Raw genomic sequence first — 19898 nt, 5'->3', positions numbered from 1 at the left:
CCCCTACAGCGGATTTTCGAATAATTTGACCGCCCCCAGCCGTTCGAGCACTTCGACCACTTCGCACAGGGGGAGGCCCACCACGTTGGTGTAGCTTCCCTCGATGCCGAGGACCATGAAGACGCCAATCCCCTGGATGGCGTAGGCGCCCGCCTTGTCGAAGGGCTCGTCGGTGGCAATGTACCCCGCGATCTCCTCCTCTGTCAACTCCTTGAACCGCACCGCCGTGGCGACGGCGCCGCTGACGGCGGTGCCGCTTCGACGGTCGAAGACGGCGTAGCCGGAGAGGACCCGGTGGCGGCGGCCGGAGAGGGAGCGCAGCATGGCGGCCGCCTCCTGCGCGTCCTTCGGCTTGCCGAGGATGGCGTCGTCGCGCAGGACGATGGTGTCGCTGCCGATAAACCAGCGCCCCGGCACATCCGGTCTCTGCGCGACCTCTCGGGCTTTGTCCCGGCTCAGGCGCACCACGTGCTCTTCCGGCGTCTCGCCGGCCAGAACCTCTTCGCTGGCGCGGCTTGGTTGTACGGTGAAGCGGATGCCGATGCGGGCGAGCAGTTCGCTCCGGCGAGGCGAGGCGGAGGCGAGGACGATGTCGGGGGGAGAGGAGTTCATGACGGTCTTTCGGTTGACTGAATGGGACTTATAGGACCAATGGGACCTATGGGACGTATGGATCAAGTCCCTGCCGCCAGGGTTCCAGGTCGGTCAGGGCGCGTTCCGCCATGGCCAGACGGCGGTCAGTCCGCTTGCGATGGCGTCCGTCGAGGGGGGGGAAGAGGCCATAGTTGACGTTCATCGGCTGGAAGTTTTCGACGGACGATTCGGCCAGGTGAGCCAGCAGGGCGCCGAAGGCGGTGGTGGCGGGGGGCAGGGGGATCGCCTCGCTGTGCTGCCAGCGGGCGGCAAAGAGTCCGGCGAGAAAGCCGGCGGCCGCCGATTCGACGTACCCCTCGACGCCGGTGATCTGGCCGGCGAAGAAAAGCCGCGGTTCGCCGCGCAGCTGCAGGGTTCGCTCGAGGCAGGCGGGAGCGTTGACGAAGGTGTTGCGGTGCACGCTCCCCATCCGGGCGAAGCGGGCGTTCTCCAGGCCGGGGATGGTGCGCAGCAGCCGGCGCTGCTCGGGGTAGGTCAGTTTGGTCTGGAAGCCGACCATGTTGAACAGGGAGGCATGGCGGTTGTCCTGGCGCAGCTGCACCACAGCGAACGGTTCCTTGCCCGTGTGCGGATCGGGCAGTCCCACCGGTTTCATCGGACCGAAGGCGAGTGTCATCTCGCCGCGGGCGGCCATCTCCTCGATCGGCATGCACCCCTCGAAGTGGATCATCTTTTCGAAATCCCGGGCCGGGACTTTTTCGGCCTGCCGCAGTCCGGCGACGAAGGCGAGATATTCCTCCCGGGTGAGGGGGCAGTTGACGTAGTCGTCGCCTCCCTTGCCGTAGCGGGAAGCCCGCCAGGCCCTGGTGAAATCGATGGAGTCGGCTTCGATGATCGGCGCGATGGCGTCGTAGAAGTAGAGCTGCTCGGCGCCCGTGCGGCGGGCGATTTCTCTTGAAAGTGCCTCCGAGGTCAGCGGCCCGGAAGCGACGATGACCGTCCCCCCTTCGGGAATGGTGGTGACCTCCTCGCGCACCAGGGTGATGCGGGGGTGGCTCTCGATCCGGCCGGTCAGCCAGGCGGCAAATGCCTCCCGGTCGACGGCGAGCGCTCCGCCGGCGGGTACCGCCGTGGCATCGGCGGCGGCCATGAAGAGCGAGCCGCAGCGGCGCAACTCCTCCTTCAGGCAGCCGACGGCGTTGTTCATCCCGGCCCCGCGCAGGCTGTTGGAGCAGACCAGTTCACCGAGGTTCGGCGAGTGGTGGGCGGGGGAGAAGCGCTGCGGCTTCATCTCGTAGAGGGTGACGGCGGCCCCGGCGCGGGCGGCCTGCCAGGCAGCCTCGCAGCCGGCGAGGCCGCCGCCGATGATGGTGATTTTTTCCAAGGATTCAGGTTCCAGAATTCAGGGAGCAGGGGCGAGTCGGACCCGTCTGACCGGTCAGACAAGTCGGCCGGGGGGCAACCCTCAGGCTTTCGGCTTGGTACTCCTGGCCGGCGCCTTTTTCGCCGCGGGCTTCTTGGCCGGCGCCTTCGCCGGGGTTTCCTTTTTCTCCGGCGGCACGATCTCCAGCTTCCAGTCGCAGCTCTCCGTCGGACATTTGCGGTAGGTGCCGTAACGCTTGGTGACCTTCTCGACGATCACCGGGTAGCCGCACTTGGGGCAGGCTTCGTCCACCGGCTGGTCCCACAGGGCGTATTTGCACTGGGGATAGCGGTTGCAGGAATAGAAAATCTTGCCGTAGCGGCTCTTCTTCTCCATCAGCACCCCTTGCTTGCAGTCGGGGCAGGTGATGTCGAGGGACTTCGGCTTGACCAGCGGCTGGATGTTCTTGCAGGCCGGGTAGGCCGAGCAGGCAAGGAATTTGCCGTAACGGCCGTCCTTGATCAGCATCGGGGCGCCGCACTTGTCGCATTTCTCCTCGGAGAGGACCGGTTCCTCCCGCTCTTCGGCGGCGAGGGGCTCGGTGTGGCGGCACTCGGGAAAGCCCGTGCAGGCGAGAAACTTGCCGGACTTGCCGAGCTTGATGACCAGTTCCTTGCCGCATTCGGGGCAGCTGCGGCCGGTTTTCTCGGTGGTCACGTCTTCCTTGGTGACCTCCTGCTCCTTCTGCTTGAGCAGGGCGATGAACGGCTCCCAGAACGCGCGCAGCACCGGCCGCCACTTTTCCTCGCCGCGGGAGATGGCGTCGAGTTCCTCCTCGAGGGTGGCGGTGAAGTCGTAGTCGACGTATTTCTGAAAGTGGTTGACCAGCAGGTCGCTGACCACCATGCCGACGTCTTCGGGGAAGAAGGTCCGCTTTTCCAGGCGCACGTACTTGCGGGTCACCAGGGTGTTCATGATCGAGGCGTAGGTCGACGGGCGGCCGATGCCGTTCTCTTCGAGGGTCTTGACCAGGCTCGCCTCAGTGTAGCGGGGCGGCGGCTGGGTGAAGTGCTGCTCGGGCAGCAGCTTCTCCCGATTCAGCGCCTCACCCTCTGTTAGCAGGGGCAGGGTCCCCTCCTTGTCCTCCTCGGCCTCGTCGGTCCCCTCGATGTAGAGCTTCATGAAACCGGGGAAGCGGATCACCTGGCCGCTGGCGCGGAAGGTGAAGCGGTCGCCGGCGGCGAGGTCGACCGTGGTGGCATCGAGGACGGCGGCGGCCATCTGCGAGGCGACCGTGCGGGTCCAGATCAAGCTGTAGAGCCGGAACTGATCGGAAGAAAGGTACGCCTTGATCTTCTCGGGGGTGTTGGCGATGGCGGTGGGACGGATCGCCTCATGGGCTTCCTGGGCGTTTTTCGCCTTGCTCTTGTAGATGCGCGGCTGGGCCAGGGCATACTCGGGGCCGAAGGCCCGGGTGATGATCTCGCGCGCCTCGCCGGTCGCTTCCTCGGAGAGCGCGACCGAGTCGGTACGCATGTAGGTGATCAGGCCGACCATCCCTTCGCCGATGTCGATCCCCTCGTAGAGCTTCTGCGCCACGGTCATGGTCTTGCGCGCCGAGAAGCCGAGTTTGCGGCTCGCTTCCTGCTGCAGGGTGCTGGTGGTGAAGGGGGCGGCGGGATTGCGCTTCTTTTCGCTGCGGGTGACGGCGGCGACGCGGAAGGACTCCCGGCCGATGGCGCTGACAAGCGCACTGGCCTGTGCCTCGGTCTCGATGGCGAACTTGTCGAGCTTCTTCCCCTCCATGGCGAAGAGGCGCGCCTGGAAGGCCTCGCCTTTGGCGGTCTTCAGCAGGGCGTCGATGGTCCAGTATTCCCTGGGGAGGAAGGCCTGGATTTCCTTCTCCCGGTCGCAGATCAGGCGCAGGGCCACCGACTGGACGCGGCCGGCGGAGAGTCCGTAGCGGATCTTCTTCCAGAGGAAAGGGGAGAGATTGAAGCCGACCAGGTAATCGAGGATGGCGCGAGCCTGCTGGGCGTCGACCAGGTCCTTGGCGATTTGCCGCGGCTCCTCCATTGCCCTGGTGATCGCCTTTTTGGTGATCTCGTGAAAAGTGACCCGCTTGACCCGGGGCGAATCCCCCTCTTCGCGAATGCCCAGAGCCTGCAGCAGGTGCCAGGCAATCGCCTCCCCCTCGCGGTCGAGGTCCGTGGCAAGGATCAGTTCGTCGCTCTGCTGGGCTTCCTTCCGGAGCAGATCGATCTGTTTTTTGCTCTCCGGCAGGATCTGGTACTTCGGTTCGAAGTCGTTGGCGACGTCCACCATCCCCTGCTTGCTGGGCAGGGCCCGGACGTGGCCGTAGGAGGCGAGGACCTTGTAACCCTTGCCGAGAAACTTCTCGATGGTTTTTGCTTTTGCGGGTGATTCGACGATCACCAGTGATCTGGCCATGTCCGTTCCGTTCGGAAACAGGCGGGAGGCTTCCGGCATGCGGCAAGAGGGTTTCCTCTCGTGCCTCGTGCCTGGTGCCTGGTGCCCGGTTTAAATCAAAAAAGGCTGCGGAATCCTCCGCAGCCCGCTTGTCGCGTCAATGATACAAACGCGACCAGTCGTCTTCCATGATGCAGTCGACTTCTCGCCGCCAGTCGTCGTGGGAGCGGGTGAAGAGGGTGAGGACCACCAGCGTCTTGATTTCCGGCAGGGTCAGTTCCTCTTCCGCTTGTGTCGCCCGCTCGATGACCTCTTCTTCCAGCTCGTCGTCGAGAATGCCAAGGGCCCGCAGCCGGATCAGGAAACCGCGGGCCTCCTTGGAGAGTGCCCGGTTTTCCGCGGCGGTGAAAACCCGGTGGGTGCCGGACACCAGCAGATGCGGCGGTTTCTGCCGGCTCTGCAGGGAAAGGGTTTCCATCCAGCGGAAGGCTGCTTCGATCTCTTCCTCTTCGAAACCGACCGCCAGCAGCTCCGCCACGAGTTCGTTCTCGGTCAGCAGGTCGCGTTCCTCCATGACATACTGGGCAATGAGACTGACGATGGCCAGAACCCGTTCTCTGAGGGTATCCGCTGACATGAACCTCCATGACTTCAGGGGTTGCGGCTGCGCACGTAACGCATGCCGGGAAGCTGCTGCGCTCCCCCCTGCAGCTCCAGGTTGAGTAAAATAGCGGAAACTTCCATGGGTGTCAAGCCGCTTGTCCGGGCCAGTTCATCCACGTGCAACGGGTCGTTGCCGAGCAAACGGTATACGTTCAGGGCGTCGCCGGACAGGCCCTCGGCAATGGCATTCTCCCGTCGACGGGCGGCTCGGGAGGGGAATTGCGGCCAGAGGACTTCGAGGATGTCGCGGGCTTCGGTCACCAGGCGGGCACCGTCCTTGAGGAGGCGGTTGACCCCTTGACTGGTGGGGGCAAAGACCGCCCCGGGAACGGCGAAAACCTCGCGCCCCTGCTCCAGGGCGAAGTCGGCGGTGATCAGCGAACCGCTTCCCTCGGCGGCTTCGACGATCAGCACCCCCCGACTCAGCCCGCTGATGATGCGATTGCGGCCCGGGAAATGTCCGGGCAGGGGCGGAGTGGCAGGGGGGTACTCGGAGAGGATGGCCCCCTGTTCGAGAATGCGCTGGAAGAGGCGGTGGTTTTCCGGCGGGTAAATCCGGTCGATGCCGCAACCGAGAACGGCGACGGTCTGGCCCTGACCTTCGAGGGCGCCCTGGTGGGCAGCGGTGTCGATGCCCCGGGCCAGGCCGCTGACGATGATGATCCCGCGGGAGGCCAGTTCGCGGCAGGTTTCCAGGGTCAGTTGCCGGCCCGCCGACGAAGCCTGCCGGGCCCCGACCACGGCGAGTGCCTCGCCCGCCGGCAGAGTGCCGCGCACATAGAGCAGAGCGGGCGGATCGTGAATGGCGCGCAGCAGGGCAGGATAGCGCTCTTCGTCCCATAGCGCGATTATCCGGGCACCGGTTTTTTCCAGAGTCTTGACCGCCGCCGCCATTCGTGGGTCATTGGCGGCGGGAAAGTCTGCGGCAACCGCTTCCCGGAGGCCTGCCCGCGCGCACCACATGGCGGGAGGAGCGGAGAGAATTGCCTCCAGCGAGCCGAAGGCTTCCATCAGCCGGATCAGTCCCGTCCGTCCCAGCCCGCGGGTGAGATGCAGCCGCATCCAGCCCCGTTCTTCCTCCGTCATGCTCCCCCCCGCGCATAAAAAGAAAAAGGATTGAACGAGCTCAATCCCTTTTCCGGCGAAACTTAATCGGCGGCGATCTTTCCGCTATTCCGTAACGATGGTCACCCGGTCGCCATGGTGCATGCTGTCGGCAGCTTTGAGCACCAGGGCTGCGGCCGTGTGGGGCCGGGTCTCCAGCACCACCGCACTCCCCAGCAGGACGTCGGGCAGCTGCAGTTCCTCTGCCCCATAGGCGAGTTCCGTAGCCATGCGCTGCCGGGAGATGTAGAGGAGGTTGCCGACCTCCAGTCCTTCGGCGGCGCCGAAATCAACGAAAATGACATCGAACTGACTGAGAGCGGTTTTGCCATCACCGCCGGCGATTACGTAACCCGAAAGCTCCTGCGCGGCTTTTTTCAGCGCGATTTCCCTGACCTGTGGCTGCCAGGGGAGCAGCAGGGATCCCCGCTGGATTTCGCGGAAGGAGTCGGTGATGACAGCCGTGGCGACATTGGGTCCGGTTTCGGTGATCTGCAGTGCTCCCAGTTCGGTCACCTGGTAGCCGACCGGTTGGCCAGTCACCGGATGCAGGACTTCCTTGCCGGTTTCGAAGAGGGAAAATCGATCGGCAGGGCGTACGGCAGCTGGGTCCTGCAATTTGACGAAAACCCGGTCGCCGCTGGCCATCAGGATGCGGTTGTCTACCGTATCGACCAGAATGCCGTCGTAGGCAAGCGCATCCGTCCCGACAAAGCCTCTTGCCCCGCCCAGGGTGTTGATGGTGATGGCCGGCGACGGTTGGGGGAGGGAAGGCTCGGGGGCGGGGGCGGCGACCGCTGCTTCCGTTTCTGTTGCCGTGACGACTGGAGCCGCCGGTGCAACCGGAACGAGCTCGATGCGTCCGTCGTAGATGCGCAGCTGCTGTCCGGGGTAGATGAAGTGGGGGTTGCGGATGTCCGGGTTGTTCGCCCAGAGGCCGGGCCAGTAGTCGGGATCCTTGATGAAGCGCTCGGAGACGCCCCAGAGCGTGTCCCCTTTCTTGATCACGTAAGTCCGCGCACCCTCCTGCGCCGGCGCGGAGAGCGGCAGCAGCAGCAGGCAAAAAAACAGAATCGTCCGTCTGATCGTCATTGAATCCCCCTGTGCATCTTGCAGGTTGGCAGCGCTCAATCGGCTTGCAGGGATGTTGGGACGGTCTGGCCGGCTTCATTTTTCTGCCGCCGGGCCGGTCGCCGTCATTTCCCCGGGCGGGGTGACTTTTTGTGCCACCATCCCGGGCGCAAATTTCCTAAAAATTATAGAGTTTTTAGGCCCCTGTCAAGCGGGAAAGGCTCCCGGGCGGCGCCTTGGTGCTGGGCTGCGGGGCAGGTTCTGTGCTATCCTCGCGCAACAATTCTCGGAGGTATCGAAACATGCCGCAACCGGAACTGCTGGTCCCCGCCGGCGACCTGGAAAAACTTGAAACCGCCCTGGCCTATGGGGCCGATGCCGTTTATGTCGGCGGCGAAAAGTTCGGCCTGCGCGCCCAGGCCGGCAACTTTACCCTGGCCGGTCTCGGCCAGGCCAGGGAAATGACACGCGCTCGCGGCAGGCGGCTCTACCTGACCCTCAACGCCTATCTGCGCCCGCGGGAGATGCCGGAACTCGCCGCCTATCTGGAGGCGCTGCGGCCCCTCGAGCTGGACGCCTACATCGTTGCCGACCCGGGAGTCCTCGCCCTGGTGCGGCGTCTCGATCCGCAGCGGCCCATCCATCTTTCGACCCAGGCCAATACCACCAACGCCGAGGCTGTGCGTTTCTGGCAGACCGGCGGCGTTTGCCGCGTCAACCTGGCCCGCGAACTCACTCTGGAGGAGATTCGCACGATCCGTGCCGAAACTGATGTCGACCTGGAGGTTTTCGTCCACGGTGCACTGTGCGTCGCCTACTCCGGACGCTGCCTGCTTTCGGCGGCCCTAACCGGCCGCAGCGCCAACCAGGGGGCCTGCACCCATCCCTGCCGCTGGCGCTACTCCCTGACCGAGGAGACCCGCCCCGGAGAGCACTTTGCCGTCGAGGAGGACGGGCGCGGCACCTACATCATGAACAGCCGCGATCTCTGCCTGGTGGAATATCTGCCGGAACTGCTCAGGGCCGGGGTGAGCAGCCTGAAGATCGAGGGGCGGATGAAGAGCCGCTACTACGTGGCGGCCGTGACCCGGGTCTACCGGGCCGCCCTCGACCGCTACCTGGCCGATCCGGACGGCTACGTCTTCGACCCGCTCTGGCGGGAAGAGCTGGAGAAGGTGAGCCACCGCCCCTACGACCGGGGATTTCTCTTTGGCGGCAGTGACCCCCTGGTCCACCGCGACGACTCCCGATATCGGCGCAGCTTCGATTTCGTCGGCGTGGTTCTGGAGACGTACGGAGACGGGCGCTGCCTGATCGGCGGGCGCAACCGCTTCTTTTCGGGAGAGACTCTGGAGCTGATCGGCCCGTCCATGCGCCAGGCGATTTTTCCGGTCGGGGAGTTGCAGGGCGAAGAGGGCCTCCCACTCTCCGTCGTCCAGCCCAACGCCCGGGTGGTGATGGCCTTGCCGGACGGAGCGCAGGCGGGGGATCTGCTGCGGCGGGAGAAGAAAATCGGGGATTGAGTCCCGGGTCCCGAGTCCAAATTCCAAGGTCGGGACCGGGAATCTTGGACCAGGGACCGCTTTTTACGCCGGCAGCAGCGGTTCCGAGTTCCAGCAGACCCGCCGCCGCACGTCGCAGCAGCTGAGCACGCGGCCGTAGACGGCGCCGGTGTCGATGCCGATCTTGTTGGCGGCAAAGAAGGGCTCGCGCACGGGCGTATGGCCGAAGACCACGGTCTTGCCCCAGTCGTAACCGGACACGATGAACTCGTTCCGGATCCAGATCAGGTCGTGTTCCGACTGTTCTTCCAGGGGGAGTCCCTGGCGCAGGCCGGCGTGGACGAAGATGAAATCCTCCGTCGCGAAATAGGCCGGCAGCCCCTCGAGGAAATCGAGATGCGCCTTGGGGATGCGGATGCCCGCCTCTTCCTGGTAGCTCTCCAGGGTGGTGCCGCCGCCGTTGTAGAGGTAGAGCAACTGCTCACGGCCGGCCAGAAAATCGAGGAACATCGCCTCATGGTTCCCCTTGAGAAAGACGCTGCGCGGAAAGCGCCGGCCGAAGCCGATCAGGTAGTCGATCACCCCCTTGCCGTCCGGTCCCCGGTCGATGTAATCGCCGAGGAAGACCACGCGGTCGGCGGCGGTCGGCTCGACCCGGGCCAGCAGCCGCTCCAGGTGGTCGAGGCAGCCGTGGATGTCGCCTACCGCCAGCAGGCGGCCTTCTTGCCGTGTCTGTACCGTCGCTGCCATGGTCTGTTTGTGTCCACCAGGGGGTGTTGGAGGCTCTCTTCTCTTTCAGTCTACCGCCTCTTCGGTCCAGGTCCATCGCTAGCTTCGGGGCGGTGGCGAAAACCCTGGTTGGTTGCAGTTGCGAAATTTTTCACCAAATCTGCCCAAATGCGCTACCATCGTTTTTCGTCGCAGGCAGCCGATGCCGTGCGCCCCAGCCTAGCTTGGAAAGTGCAGACCATGAAAATCAAGCTGATCGCCAATCCGGTCGCTGGCGGCAACGCCCTGGCGAGCATCCGCCGGGCGCAGGAGTACCTGGAGCGCCAGGGCTGCACCGTCGCCTTGGCCCTGACCGGCGCCCGGGGGGATGCCAGAAAAGCGGCTGCTGAAGCGAAAAACGAAGGCTTCGACCGGATCATCGCCGCCGGCGGCGACGGTACCCTCAACGAGGTGGTCAACGGCCTCGTCCCTTCGGCGATCCCTCTGGCCTTTCTGCCCCTCGGCACCACCAACGTGTTCGCCCTGGAGGCGGGCATCCCCTTCGACGTCGAACAGGCCTGCGCCATTGCCCTCGACGGGGCGCCACAGCCGGTCTGTCTCGGCCTGGCGGGGGAGACCCGCTTTCTGCTGATGGCCGGGGCGGGCTTCGACGCCGATGTCGTCTACCGTGTCAGCGGCCGCCTCAAGCGCTGGACCGGCAAGTTCGCCTACCTGGCGAGCGGGCTGCGGCGCCTGGCCGGACCGCCGCCGGCGCCGATCGAAGTGGTGCGCGAGGACGGTTCGACCGTGCGTGGCTACCACGTGATCCTCGGCAATGGCCGTCTTTACGGCGGGCGTTTTTCCGTGACTCCCGATGCCTCACTGGCGGAAGAGGCGCTGGATGTCTGTGTGTTTCTCAAGAAGGGGCGCCTGCCGCTGCTGCGCTGCGCGGCGAAGATCGCCGCCGGCCGCCGTTTGGCGAGGCCCGATGCCGAAACCTTCAAGGCCCGAAGCGTCTCCGTGCGCGGCGAGGGGGTGGCGGTGCAGATTGATGGCGATCATCTCGGCCGGCTTCCCATGACCTTCCGCGCCCTCTCCGGCGAGCTGGTGCTGGTCCTGCCGCCCGCCGGGGTCAGGCACCCCTGAGTTCCGAAGTATTCACCACGCCGTACTGCGATTATTGGGAGCAAGCATGGAGGAGAAGAAAAGAGAGATATTCAGCGGTCGCATCGTTTCCCTGGCGGTCGAGGCGCACCGGCTGCCCGATGGCCGCCTCGCCGACTTCGAGATCGTCCGGCATCCCGGCGGGGCGGCGGTTCTGCCGGTGCTCGCCGATGGCCGCGTGGTGCTGATCAACCAGTTTCGTCCCGCCGCCGGCGACATGGTCCTGGAGATCCCCGCCGGCCGGCTGGAACCGGGCGAGGCGCCCGACGCGTGCGTCCACCGCGAGTTGCAGGAAGAGGTTGGCTACTGCGCCGGACGGCTGGAAAAACTGGGCGAGATGCTCACCGCCGTCGGCTTCTGCGACGAGGTTGTGCATCTTTACGTGGCGACGGAGCTGCTGCCGGTGGCGATGGCGCCCGAGCCGGACGAGTATATCGAGGTGCTCACCCTGCCGCTGGCCGAGGCGCTGCAGATGGTGCGGCAGGGGCGGATTCCCGACGGCAAGACCCAGCTGGCGCTGCTGCTCTTCGCCGGCCGCCGGCGCTAAGGGACTTCGTCTGCCACTACGCCAGGACCTCTGAGCTCATCGCTGCCGCCGTTGCGGGCGGCATTGGTCAACGCCCTGTCCGAAGGAAGAACCCCCCCATGACACCCCTGCCCGATTCTTTTCCCTCCCCCCTGTACCTCCCTTTCAACGGCGCCTGCCTGCAGGGGAAATTTTCCCTGGCCGCGCCCGACCGGGACCCCGGTGAGGCAGGATTCTGGCTGCCACTGCGTGGGTCTGAGTTGGTGGTAACGGAGGCCCTGCATCTACCTGAGGGCGAGCTGCCGGCAGGGTTTTCTGGCCCTCTGTCCGACCCGCTTTTCATCGGCACCTGGGAAGGGAGGCCCTGCCGGGTGCTGACCCTGCCGAAGGACTACCCCCTCCCGGCAGGGTTCACGGCGGAGAGCCTGCTGGCGACGGAGCCGGTCCTTTCCATCGAGCTGCTCACCCTGGGCGGGGTGGCGGGGCAGGTTCTGCACTGGGAGCGTGGCAGCTGCCTTTGCTCCCGCTGCGGCGGCGGAATGGAGCGTCTCGGCAGTGAATGGGGCAAGAAGTGCCGCAGCTGCGGCTACGATCATTATCCGCACATCCATCCCTGCGTCATCGTCCTGGTGCGGCGCGGCGGCGAAGTGCTCCTCACCCGCAAGGCGGTCTGGCCGCCTGGGCGCTACAGCCTGGTAGCCGGCTTTCTCGATTTCGGCGAATGCCTGGAGGAGGCGGTCGTGCGGGAGGTGCTTGAAGAGACGGGGGTGCAGGTGAACAATGTCCGCTACATCGGCAGCCAGAGCTGGCCCTTCCCCAGCCAGTTGATGGCGGGTTTTCTCGCCGACTACGCCGGCGGCGAGGTGCAGGTCGAGGAGAAGGAGCTGGAGGATGCCCGCTGGTTTCCGGTGACGGCGCTCCCCCTGCTGCCGCCGAAGCGCAGTATCGCGCGGTTTTTGCTGGACAATTTTCTGCCCTGTTGAAGCGCTTTGCGGCGGCCTGTGCGGGGTGCCCGGTCCCGGGAATTCATTGTTAAAGAGGGAATCGAGTCTTTTGATGTCTCCGAATCAGAAAATACCCTTTCACAGTAAAAGGATTTCTTGCGTTTTCTTGTGAAAATGTTTTATAAATTCACTTGATGAGCCATCCGGGGTACTGGATATTCGAAAGTTTGGTACTAGTATTTAGGGGACGCAGCATTCGCCTTGGGGCCGAGCCTTGCAGCCCGATTGAATCCCCCAGGCACCGAAAGAGAGGAAGGCATGGGGCTCACAGGTATCGCCCCACCGGAGAGGCTTCAGCCACCCAAAAAAATCATGCTTTGTGGCGCACTCCGGCGAAAATCTTTCCAGCAGAGATAAAAAATCATATCCCTCCTGGCCCTGGCTGACCTTGAGGGTTTTTACTGATTGCACGGAACGCATATTCCAGGAAATGACCTCTATGGAGCACGCCGGCAGGAAAGAGATTTTTTTTGTTGTTTTGTTCCTTTTTCTTCTCGGTGTTCCTGTGTCTGCAGAGAATGGAAACTATCAGGAGGAAGAAAACGAAATAGCATATCAGCTTCAGTTGGTGAAAACTCTGATGAAGTGCCTTAAGTTGAATGATGAACTTGTGGCCAAGCATAAATTGATTGAAATCAATACGAACAAGGCGCTTAATGTTTTCAGAAACAATCTGAAATCAGATGTTTTTTGTAAGGTTAGAGATCGATCAGAGGCTTACATTGGTCACAGTGAAGAGCTTTTGAAGATAAACCGGGAGATTCTTAATCACCTTGAAGATTATAAAACTGCGAATGATTTAAGGGATGCTATCCGGGTGATAGCTTATAATCAGACCGTAGTTTTGCTTGTCTTTAACGATTTGTGCGTTTTGACCGATGTCACTGCCGGACAGGTGACGGAGGCAATCAAAGTCTCCAGGAAGGCAAGAACCAGCAGGTTGTATTTCGACTTTTTATAAGAGCGGTCTTCTTTCAATGGATTGCCGGGAAGTCCATGCGCCCAATTCTTTCTTTCATCCCCGGAGATTTTCCTAAAGCCTTTTTCCTTCTCTGTCTGGCACTTCTCCTCGCCTCCACCCACCCCCTGCTGCTTTTTGGCAATGACCGGACGCCCGAGCAGAAAACCATCCGGCATGTCCTCATTCTGCACTCCTACCACCCCGGCGATGCCTGGACCGACAACGTCATGGCCGGCATGCGCGAGGTCCTGGACAGGCAATCCGGACAGATCCATCTGCATGTAGAGTATCTGGATACCCAGCGTAATCCGAACCCCGCCTATTTTTCCGATATTCTCGATATCCTCCTGCATTACAAGCTGGAGAATCGGCCTTTCGACCTCGTCCTGCTTTCTGACAGCGACGCCCTGAAGGTGGCGCTCAAACACCGCGACGACCTTTTTGCCGGCACCCCTATCGTCTTTTGTGGCGTGCACGCTGAAAGTCTTTCGATGGTCTCGGGATACCAGGATATTACCGGCGTTGTCGAACACCCGTCGTTCCGGGAGACGATCGAGGCGGCCCTGCGGTTGCACCCCGGTACCAAAGAAATCGTGGTCATTGGCGGCACCCGCACTGCGATCGACCTGGAAAACCGGAATCTGCTGGCCGGCATGGTCCACTCCTTCCAGGAGCGCCTCCGGTTCAGCTTCTGGGATGACCTGCCGGCGGAAGAACTGACCAGCCGCCTGGAAGACTCCACCGAAGGCCGACTGGTCTTTATCAACGGCACCGTCTCCGACCGGGTCGGGGAAATCCTGCCCAATTCGGATGCCATCAAGATCATAAGAGATGCCTGCCCGGACCCGCTCTACAGCCTCTGGGATTTCTTTCTCGGAAAAGGCATCGTCGGTGGCAAGCTGATCGGCGGCCGGGAACAGGGGCGGCTCGCCGCCCGGCAGGCACTGCGCATCCTTCAGGGAGAAGACCCCAACGATATTCCGGTGGCCGGCGCCGATGCCAACAGGTTCATGTTTGACTATCAGGAGCTGAAGCGGTTCGGCATCTCCATGCAGCGGCTTCCGGAAGGGAGCCTGGTCATCAACGAGCCTCCCCCCTTCTACGCGTTGAGCCGAGGACAGCTGTGGACCGTGCTGGGGCTCCTGACCGGGCTAGTTGCTTTCCTGCTGGTCGATGTTCTCCTGCGCATCCGAGCCCAGCGGACCCTGCGCGCGGAAAAGGAGCGGGTCGATCTCCTTCTCAACTCAACCGCCGAAGCGATTTACGGTGTCGATCCGGAGGGGAGATGTACCTTCTGCAATCCGGCGACCCTGCGGCTTCTCGGCTATCGGGACGAAAAGGAGCTGCTCGGGAAAAATCTCCACGCCCTGATTCATCCCAACCGCCCGGACGGGGGACCCTATCCCGCCGAGGAGTGCCGCATCCTGCAAGCCTTTCGCCAGAAGGAGGGTCTGCATGTGGATGATGAGCTGCTCTGGCGGGCGGACGGAACCTGCTTCCCGGTGGAATACTGGTCTTACCCGATCCGTCGGGGCCCGGAGACGATCGGTGCGGTGGTGACCTTTCTCGACATCACCGAGCGCAAGCAGGCGGCAGCCAGAATGAAGGAGGCCCTGCGGGAGCTGGATGCCTTCGTCTATACCGTTTCCCATGACCTGCGCTCCCCCTTGGCCGCCATCATCGGTTTTGCCGAGTTTCTAAAGGGGAATCATGCCGAGCAGCTGGACGGCAATGCGCGCCTGGCCCTGTCTGAGATCGAAAAACAGGGCGAAAGAATGACGGCGATGATGGAGGACTTGCTGGCTCTGGCACAAGTCGGGGCGTTGCCCATGCCCAAAGAACCCGTCGATGTCGATGCGGTGGTGCAGGAGGTTCTCCGGGAGTTGGGGAGCAAGCTTGCCTGCGCCGGACTTGTCGTCACCCGGGAAGCGCTGCCTCCGGCCAGGGTGCCGAGAACCTTGTTGACGCAGGTATTTTCCAACCTGATCGGCAATGCCATCCATTATGCCGGCAGGGACGGTGGCCCCATCGGGGTGGGGGGCGAGCGGGAAGGGGAAAAGGTACGGTTCTTCGTGCGCGACCGGGGGCCGGGAATTCCCGAAGAGGAGCGCCGGAGTATTTTCGATGTCTTTTACCGGGGTTCCACCGGCAGGGATGTTTCGGGGACGGGGGTCGGTCTGGCAACGGTGCAGAAAATTGGCCGCCTTTATGATGGGCGGGCCTGGGTGGAGGAGACCCCCGGGGGCGGCTCGACCTTCTGGATTGAGATGACCGACAGCCTGTCCTGTTCTGAAAACGCAAAAAAAACCCCGGGGGGGAAGCCCGGGGGTCGCGCAGGTAATATCTCCTTGTCGGGGAATCAGCCGGCTCTGGAGGAGGCTTGATGGCTGCAAAAGAGATATTCGCGAAAAAACTTTGGTTTACCCTGGAGGTTCCGGCTCATGGGGATACGGCTCCCATGGGATGCCGAGGGCCTTGGCCACCGGCTCGCTGGTCAGCCGGCCGGCGTGGGTGCTGACCCCGCGGCGCAGCGCTTCGTCGGCCGCCGTCGCTTTTTCCAGACCCAGGCCGGCGATTTTGCGCACGTAGGGGAGGGTGCTGTTGGTCAGGGCGAAGGTGCTGGTCCGGCTCACCGCTCCCGGCATGTTGGCGACGCCGTAATGGGTGACGCCGTCCACCACGTAGACCGGGTCGTCGTGGGTCGTCGGCCGGGTCGTCGCCACGCACCCCCCCTGGTCGACGGCGACGTCGACGATGACGCTGCCCGCAGTCATGGCGGCCACCGTCTCCCGGCTCACCAGCAGCGGCGCCCGCGCTCCGGCCACCAGCACGGCACCGATCAGCAGGTCGGCGTCCCGCGCCTCATCCTCGATGTTCTGCGAGTTCGACATGACCGTGTGGACGCGGTTGCCGTAATGGTCGTCGAGAAAGGTCAGCCGGCCCGGGTCGATGTCGAGTACCGTGACATCCGCCCCCATGCCGACGGCAATGCGCACGGCATTGCTGCCGACGGTTCCCGCCCCGAGGATCACCACCCGGCCGGGCCGCACCCCCGGGGCTCCCGCCAGCAGAACCCCCTTGCCGCCGTTCTCCTTCTGCAGGTAGTGGGCGCCGACCTGCACCGCCATCCGTCCGGCGATTTCGCTCATCGGGTTGAGCAGGGGGAGGGTGCCGTCGGCCCGTTCCACCGTTTCGTAGGCGATGCCGGTGACCTGCCGCTGCAGAAGGGCGCGGGTCAGTTCCCGGGCCGGGGCGAGGTGCAGATAGGTGAAGAGGATCTGTCCGGGCCGCAGCAGGGCGAATTCGTCGGGCAGCGGCTCCTTGACCTTGACGACCAGTTCGCCTCTGCCATAGACTTCGGCTGCCGAGCCGACCATTTCGGCGCCGGCCGTCAAGTACGCCGCGTCGTCGATGCCGCTGCCGAGGCCGGCGCCGGTTTCGACCAGGACGCGGTGGCCGTCCTCGACGAGGGTGCGCGCCCCGGCCGGGGTCATCCCGATGCGATATTCCCGTGTTTTGATTTCTCTGGGGACGGCAATTATCATTTTCATTTACGCTAAAAAATGTTTAGTAAAAATAACGACTGCGGGCTGAGGCGTCAAGCGAAAAGCGCGAACAGCTTCCGCCTGCTGGAACCGGCCGTTGCGTTCCCTCTTGCCGCGATCGACAGTGCCGACGCCATCGCCGGAGTGTCATGAACGATTCTCTCGTCAAGCGTTGCTTCCGCCTCGATCGGGCCAACATCGCCTACCTTCGCTTCATCCTCGAAGGGTACGATGGTCTGGTCTTCCTGCGCACCCTCGATCCCCGCGCGGCGCTGGTGGAAGTCGCCTACCCTGCCAGTTGCCGCGAAGATGCCGAATCACTCCTGGCCGCTCTCGTCGACGAGTGCGCCATGAGCGAGTCGCCCTGGCCTCCAGTCGGTCAATTCCCATCCCTGTAACAGGCACCTAGTGCAGTGTCTCCCGGCAGCGGGCTTCCTGTTCCGGACTGCCGATGAGAATCAGAGTCATGCCCTGGCTCAGGACGGCGTCCGGAGCAGGGAGAATTGTCGGCTCTTCCTGTCCGCCCCGCTCCAGGGCGATGACGGTACTGCCGGTGAGGGAGCGGATGCGGGCCGTTGCAATGGTTTTACCATCCAGCGAAGCCGGGACGGTGTAACGGAAGACCTGCATCCCCTCGGAGAGGAAGATCGACTCCTTGTTCTCCAGAATGTTCATCAGGATGTTCGCCCCGACCGAGGCGTTCGAAACGACGAAGTCGGCGCCGGCGGCATAGAGCTCGTCGACGTTCGCCTCCCGGTTGGCGCGGGCGACGATGCGAATGTGCGGGTTGAGGTGGCGGCAGGCGAGGGTCAAGAAGATGTTCGCCCCGTCGTCGTTGGTGGTGACGATCAGCCCCTTGGCCTGGTCGATGGCCGCCTCCTTGAGGATGGTGCGGCTGGTGGCGTCGCCGAGGACGGCGATGTGCTCAGTGCAGTCCGGATTGGCCGTTCGATCGATGAGGATGAAGGGGACCGGCCGGCTGTCAAGGAAGGCTGCTGCCGAGCAGCCGATTCGGCCGTGGCCGAGGATCAGCACCAGGTCCTCCTCGGCCTTCTCGCCGGTCAACCTCTCCAGTGCCTCCAGATGATCCCGGGTCCCGACCACGACCATCACCGTCCCGTCGGCAAGAACGGTGTCCCGGTTCGGGATGGCGAAGCTCCCCCGCCCCCAAACGCCGACCACCGCCAGTCCGGTCTGCTCCCGGATGCGGGCCTCGGCCAGGCGCATGCCGACGAACGGAGTGCCGTGGACCGGCAATTCGGCGATCACCAGCTTGCCGAAGGAATCGAGGACATGGGCGAGCGCCCCCTGGGTGGTGGCGCGGGTGGCGAGGTAGCGGCCGAGGATCTTCTTCAGGGGAATGACCTGATTCGCCCCTGCCATTCGAAGGAATTGGGCATGCTCGGGCTCGTCGACCAGGGTGACGATTTGCGTACGGCAGAGAGAGCGGACCGTCAGGATGATGTTGGTGTTTTCCGTGTCGCCCAGGTTGGCGATGACGCAGCGTGCCGTCTCTACTCGCAGCTTCTGCAGCACCTCGGCCTCGGAGGGGTCGCCGAAGACCACCTGCATCCCTTCCTCCTCCTCCAGTCGCAGCGCTTCCTCGTAGTGGGCGGTGGCGATGACGAAAGGGATGCCGTGGGCCTGCAGTTTGCGGATCAGGGCGCGGGTGACCGGATCGTGACCGCAGATCACCACGTGGCCGCTGGTCCCTTCGGGAACGCCCTTGGCCGGCCGGTAGCGCAGCCGGTTTTCGATCCAGGGAGCCAGGAACAGGCTGACCATGCCGAAGGGGAGGAGGATCAGCAGGAACAACACCCCCGAGAGAGTGACGATGCCGGCGAAGATGTAGCCGGGGTCGGAATGGAAGGTGATATCGCCGAAGCCCAGGGTGGTCATCACGGTGATCACCCAGTAGATTCCGGCGATAAAGGAGTACTCCCGGCCCTCCAGCCGCAGCATCAGGTGCTGGAAGAGGACGGCATAGAGCAGGATCATGGCCAGCAGAAAAGCGCAGTAGAGGACCAGAACCTTGAGGTTCTGACGCGCCCTGCCGCGCAGGAAGTAGGCCAGTTCGCCGGCGATCGTCTTCACCATGTATCCTGAACGGCAAGAGGGAACGGGATCAGTGGCGCGGTCTGATGCGCTCCGCCACAACGGCGCCAGCCCCATCAAGGATACCACGCACTTCTACGAAATCGCCGGTGCGCGGAGACTTGTCAAACCGTGTGGAGTCCGTAATGACCAGGGGCAGGTCGTCAAGCTGCCACTGACTGGCAAGCCTGCCCTGCAGTCGGATACGGGCACCGGTTGGGACGGAGGCTTGGGTCCCCTCGGCGCTGCGCGCGCCCTGCTTTATCCATTCCGTGATCCTTCCGATCTCCTCGTCGCTCAGGAACGGCGGGCCGTCGAAGGGCATGCGCGGCAGCGACTGCCCACGGACGCGGCGGACGATCTCGCTGGCCGCAGGGTTGCCGGGCACGATGCGAGCGCGATCGATGGCCGAAATCGCAGCCTCATACGAGGTCAACCGATATCCCTCCGGCGCCGGTCCCATGAGTCCATTTTCCGCATGGCACTTCACGCAGCGCAAGGCGAACAGGGTGGCAACATCGGCATAGGTCGCCACTGTCCCCGGTTCGGGCGGCGCCGGCGACTCGGGAGTCTTTGCTTCGGCCGCCGCCAGCGCCGGCGGCAGACCTGCGTAGATCCAGCGTTCGAACAGGGCAATCTCCTCATCCGAGAGAAAGGGCGGTCCCGTCATCGGCATGCGCGGTTGACTGCTGCCCTTCAGGCGCCGAATCAGCTCACTGCCCGCTGGATCCCCTGCCTTCACCACCGGCCCGTTCCGGCTCCCCTTGAGCAGTCCTTCCAGGCCGTCGAGGTGCAGACCCAGCGGAGCTCCGGGCCCGGAATGGCACATGACGCAACGGGCCCGCAAAACAGGTTCGAGATCGGCGTAGGTGGCCTCTTGCGCATGGACACCTGGCGTCCAGGTGAAGGCGACAAATGCCGATACCGCGGAGAACAGCGCAAGGTCCCGTTTTAGCTTTCCTGGCTTCAAAATATCTCCCTCCTCATGGTTAGCTCTGGGTAATCCCCTCACCACCCCTTAGGATTCTGCGGCTCCAGTCTCACCAGTTCGTACCGGCGACTCCCCATGCCGAGCTTTTCGGCGTGGGTGAGAGTCGTCTCCCAGTCGATGTCGGGATGAACGCCGCGAAACTTGTCGCCGCCCGCCTCATAGCCGCTCGCCAGGGCGG

At 63.7% G+C, this 19898-nt stretch carries 17 protein-coding genes; 7 read left to right on the top strand and 10 right to left on the bottom strand.

Annotated elements, in window-relative coordinates:
• Positions 1 to 3 precede the first annotated feature (3 nt).
• From VD811_02805 to VD811_02780, 6 genes are all read right to left on the bottom strand, one after another.
• Complete coding sequence (locus VD811_02805; protein HXV19906.1) at positions 4 to 612, bottom strand: Maf family nucleotide pyrophosphatase; 609 nt, start codon at positions 610 to 612, stop codon at positions 4 to 6.
• A 46-nt stretch (positions 613 to 658) separates the two neighbouring features.
• Positions 659 to 1978, bottom strand: coding sequence for a methylenetetrahydrofolate--tRNA-(uracil(54)-C(5))-methyltransferase (FADH(2)-oxidizing) TrmFO (gene trmFO / locus VD811_02800; GenBank protein ID HXV19905.1), 1320 nt, complete (start codon positions 1976 to 1978; stop codon positions 659 to 661).
• Positions 1979 to 2059: 81 nt separating this feature from the next.
• Complete coding sequence (gene topA / locus VD811_02795; GenBank protein HXV19904.1) at positions 2060 to 4408, bottom strand: type I DNA topoisomerase; 2349 nt, start codon at positions 4406 to 4408, stop codon at positions 2060 to 2062.
• Positions 4409 to 4544: 136 nt separating this feature from the next.
• Complete coding sequence (locus tag VD811_02790) at positions 4545 to 5024, bottom strand: DUF494 family protein (GenBank protein ID HXV19903.1); 480 nt, start codon at positions 5022 to 5024, stop codon at positions 4545 to 4547.
• 14 nt (positions 5025 to 5038) lie between these two features.
• Entirely contained in the window at positions 5039 to 6136 is a 1098-nt protein-coding gene (gene dprA, locus VD811_02785; protein ID HXV19902.1) for a DNA-processing protein DprA, read from the bottom strand.
• A gap of 84 nt (positions 6137 to 6220) precedes the next feature.
• On the bottom strand, positions 6221 to 7246 hold the full coding sequence (locus VD811_02780) for a LysM peptidoglycan-binding domain-containing protein (GenBank protein HXV19901.1): 1026 nt from the start codon (positions 7244 to 7246) through the stop codon (positions 6221 to 6223).
• Positions 7247 to 7527: 281 nt separating this feature from the next.
• On the opposite strand from VD811_02780, the gene VD811_02775 reads away from it, so the two are divergent.
• Positions 7528 to 8748: a U32 family peptidase C-terminal domain-containing protein gene (locus VD811_02775; GenBank protein HXV19900.1), complete on the top strand. Its 1221-nt coding sequence runs from the start codon at positions 7528 to 7530 to the stop codon at positions 8746 to 8748.
• A 63-nt stretch (positions 8749 to 8811) separates the two neighbouring features.
• Here VD811_02775 and VD811_02770 read toward each other — a convergent pair whose 3' ends face one another.
• Complete coding sequence (locus VD811_02770; protein ID HXV19899.1) at positions 8812 to 9477, bottom strand: metallophosphoesterase family protein; 666 nt, start codon at positions 9475 to 9477, stop codon at positions 8812 to 8814.
• Positions 9478 to 9696: 219 nt separating this feature from the next.
• On the opposite strand from VD811_02770, the gene VD811_02765 reads away from it, so the two are divergent.
• The 5 genes from VD811_02765 (at position 9697) to VD811_02745 (ending at position 15474) form a co-directional block, all read left to right on the top strand.
• On the top strand, positions 9697 to 10581 hold the full coding sequence (locus VD811_02765; protein HXV19898.1) for a diacylglycerol kinase family protein: 885 nt from the start codon (positions 9697 to 9699) through the stop codon (positions 10579 to 10581).
• Positions 10582 to 10627: 46 nt separating this feature from the next.
• The gene (locus VD811_02760; protein ID HXV19897.1) at positions 10628 to 11146 is read left to right on the top strand and encodes an NUDIX hydrolase; all 519 of its coding nucleotides are present in this window, start codon (positions 10628 to 10630) and stop codon (positions 11144 to 11146) included.
• Positions 11147 to 11244: 98 nt separating this feature from the next.
• Positions 11245 to 12108, top strand: a complete 864-nt coding sequence (gene nudC / locus VD811_02755; protein HXV19896.1) for an NAD(+) diphosphatase — start codon at positions 11245 to 11247, stop codon at positions 12106 to 12108.
• Between the two features lie 460 nt (positions 12109 to 12568).
• Positions 12569 to 13090 (top strand): hypothetical protein, encoded by a 522-nt coding sequence (locus VD811_02750; protein HXV19895.1) that lies wholly within the window; start codon positions 12569 to 12571, stop codon positions 13088 to 13090.
• A gap of 35 nt (positions 13091 to 13125) precedes the next feature.
• Positions 13126 to 15474 (top strand): ATP-binding protein, encoded by a 2349-nt coding sequence (locus tag VD811_02745; GenBank protein HXV19894.1) that lies wholly within the window; start codon positions 13126 to 13128, stop codon positions 15472 to 15474.
• 36 nt (positions 15475 to 15510) lie between these two features.
• Here the strand turns inward: VD811_02745 and ald are convergent, their stop codons facing one another.
• A complete protein-coding gene (gene ald, locus VD811_02740) occupies positions 15511 to 16641 on the bottom strand; it encodes an alanine dehydrogenase (GenBank protein ID HXV19893.1) in 1131 nt (376 codons plus the stop codon).
• A gap of 143 nt (positions 16642 to 16784) precedes the next feature.
• On the opposite strand from ald, the gene VD811_02735 reads away from it, so the two are divergent.
• Positions 16785 to 17033 carry a DUF4911 domain-containing protein gene (locus tag VD811_02735; protein HXV19892.1) on the top strand — a complete coding sequence of 83 codons (249 nt, stop codon included), beginning with the start codon at positions 16785 to 16787 and terminating at the stop codon, positions 17031 to 17033.
• A 7-nt stretch (positions 17034 to 17040) separates the two neighbouring features.
• On the opposite strand, the gene VD811_02730 is transcribed toward VD811_02735, so the two are convergent.
• Together VD811_02730 and VD811_02725 are read right to left on the bottom strand one after the other, a co-directional pair.
• Positions 17041 to 18732 (bottom strand): NAD-binding protein, encoded by a 1692-nt coding sequence (locus VD811_02730; GenBank protein HXV19891.1) that lies wholly within the window; start codon positions 18730 to 18732, stop codon positions 17041 to 17043.
• Positions 18733 to 18760: 28 nt separating this feature from the next.
• Positions 18761 to 19699, bottom strand: coding sequence for a c-type cytochrome domain-containing protein (locus VD811_02725; protein HXV19890.1), 939 nt, complete (start codon positions 19697 to 19699; stop codon positions 18761 to 18763).
• Positions 19700 to 19898 lie beyond the last annotated feature (199 nt).

This window comes from Desulfuromonadales bacterium, from assembly GCA_035620395.1.
GTDB lineage: Bacteria > Desulfobacterota > Desulfuromonadia > Desulfuromonadales > DASPGW01 > DASPGW01.
The sequence above is the reverse complement of the archived record's forward strand: the minus strand, read 5'-3'. Positions and strand labels throughout refer to the sequence as shown.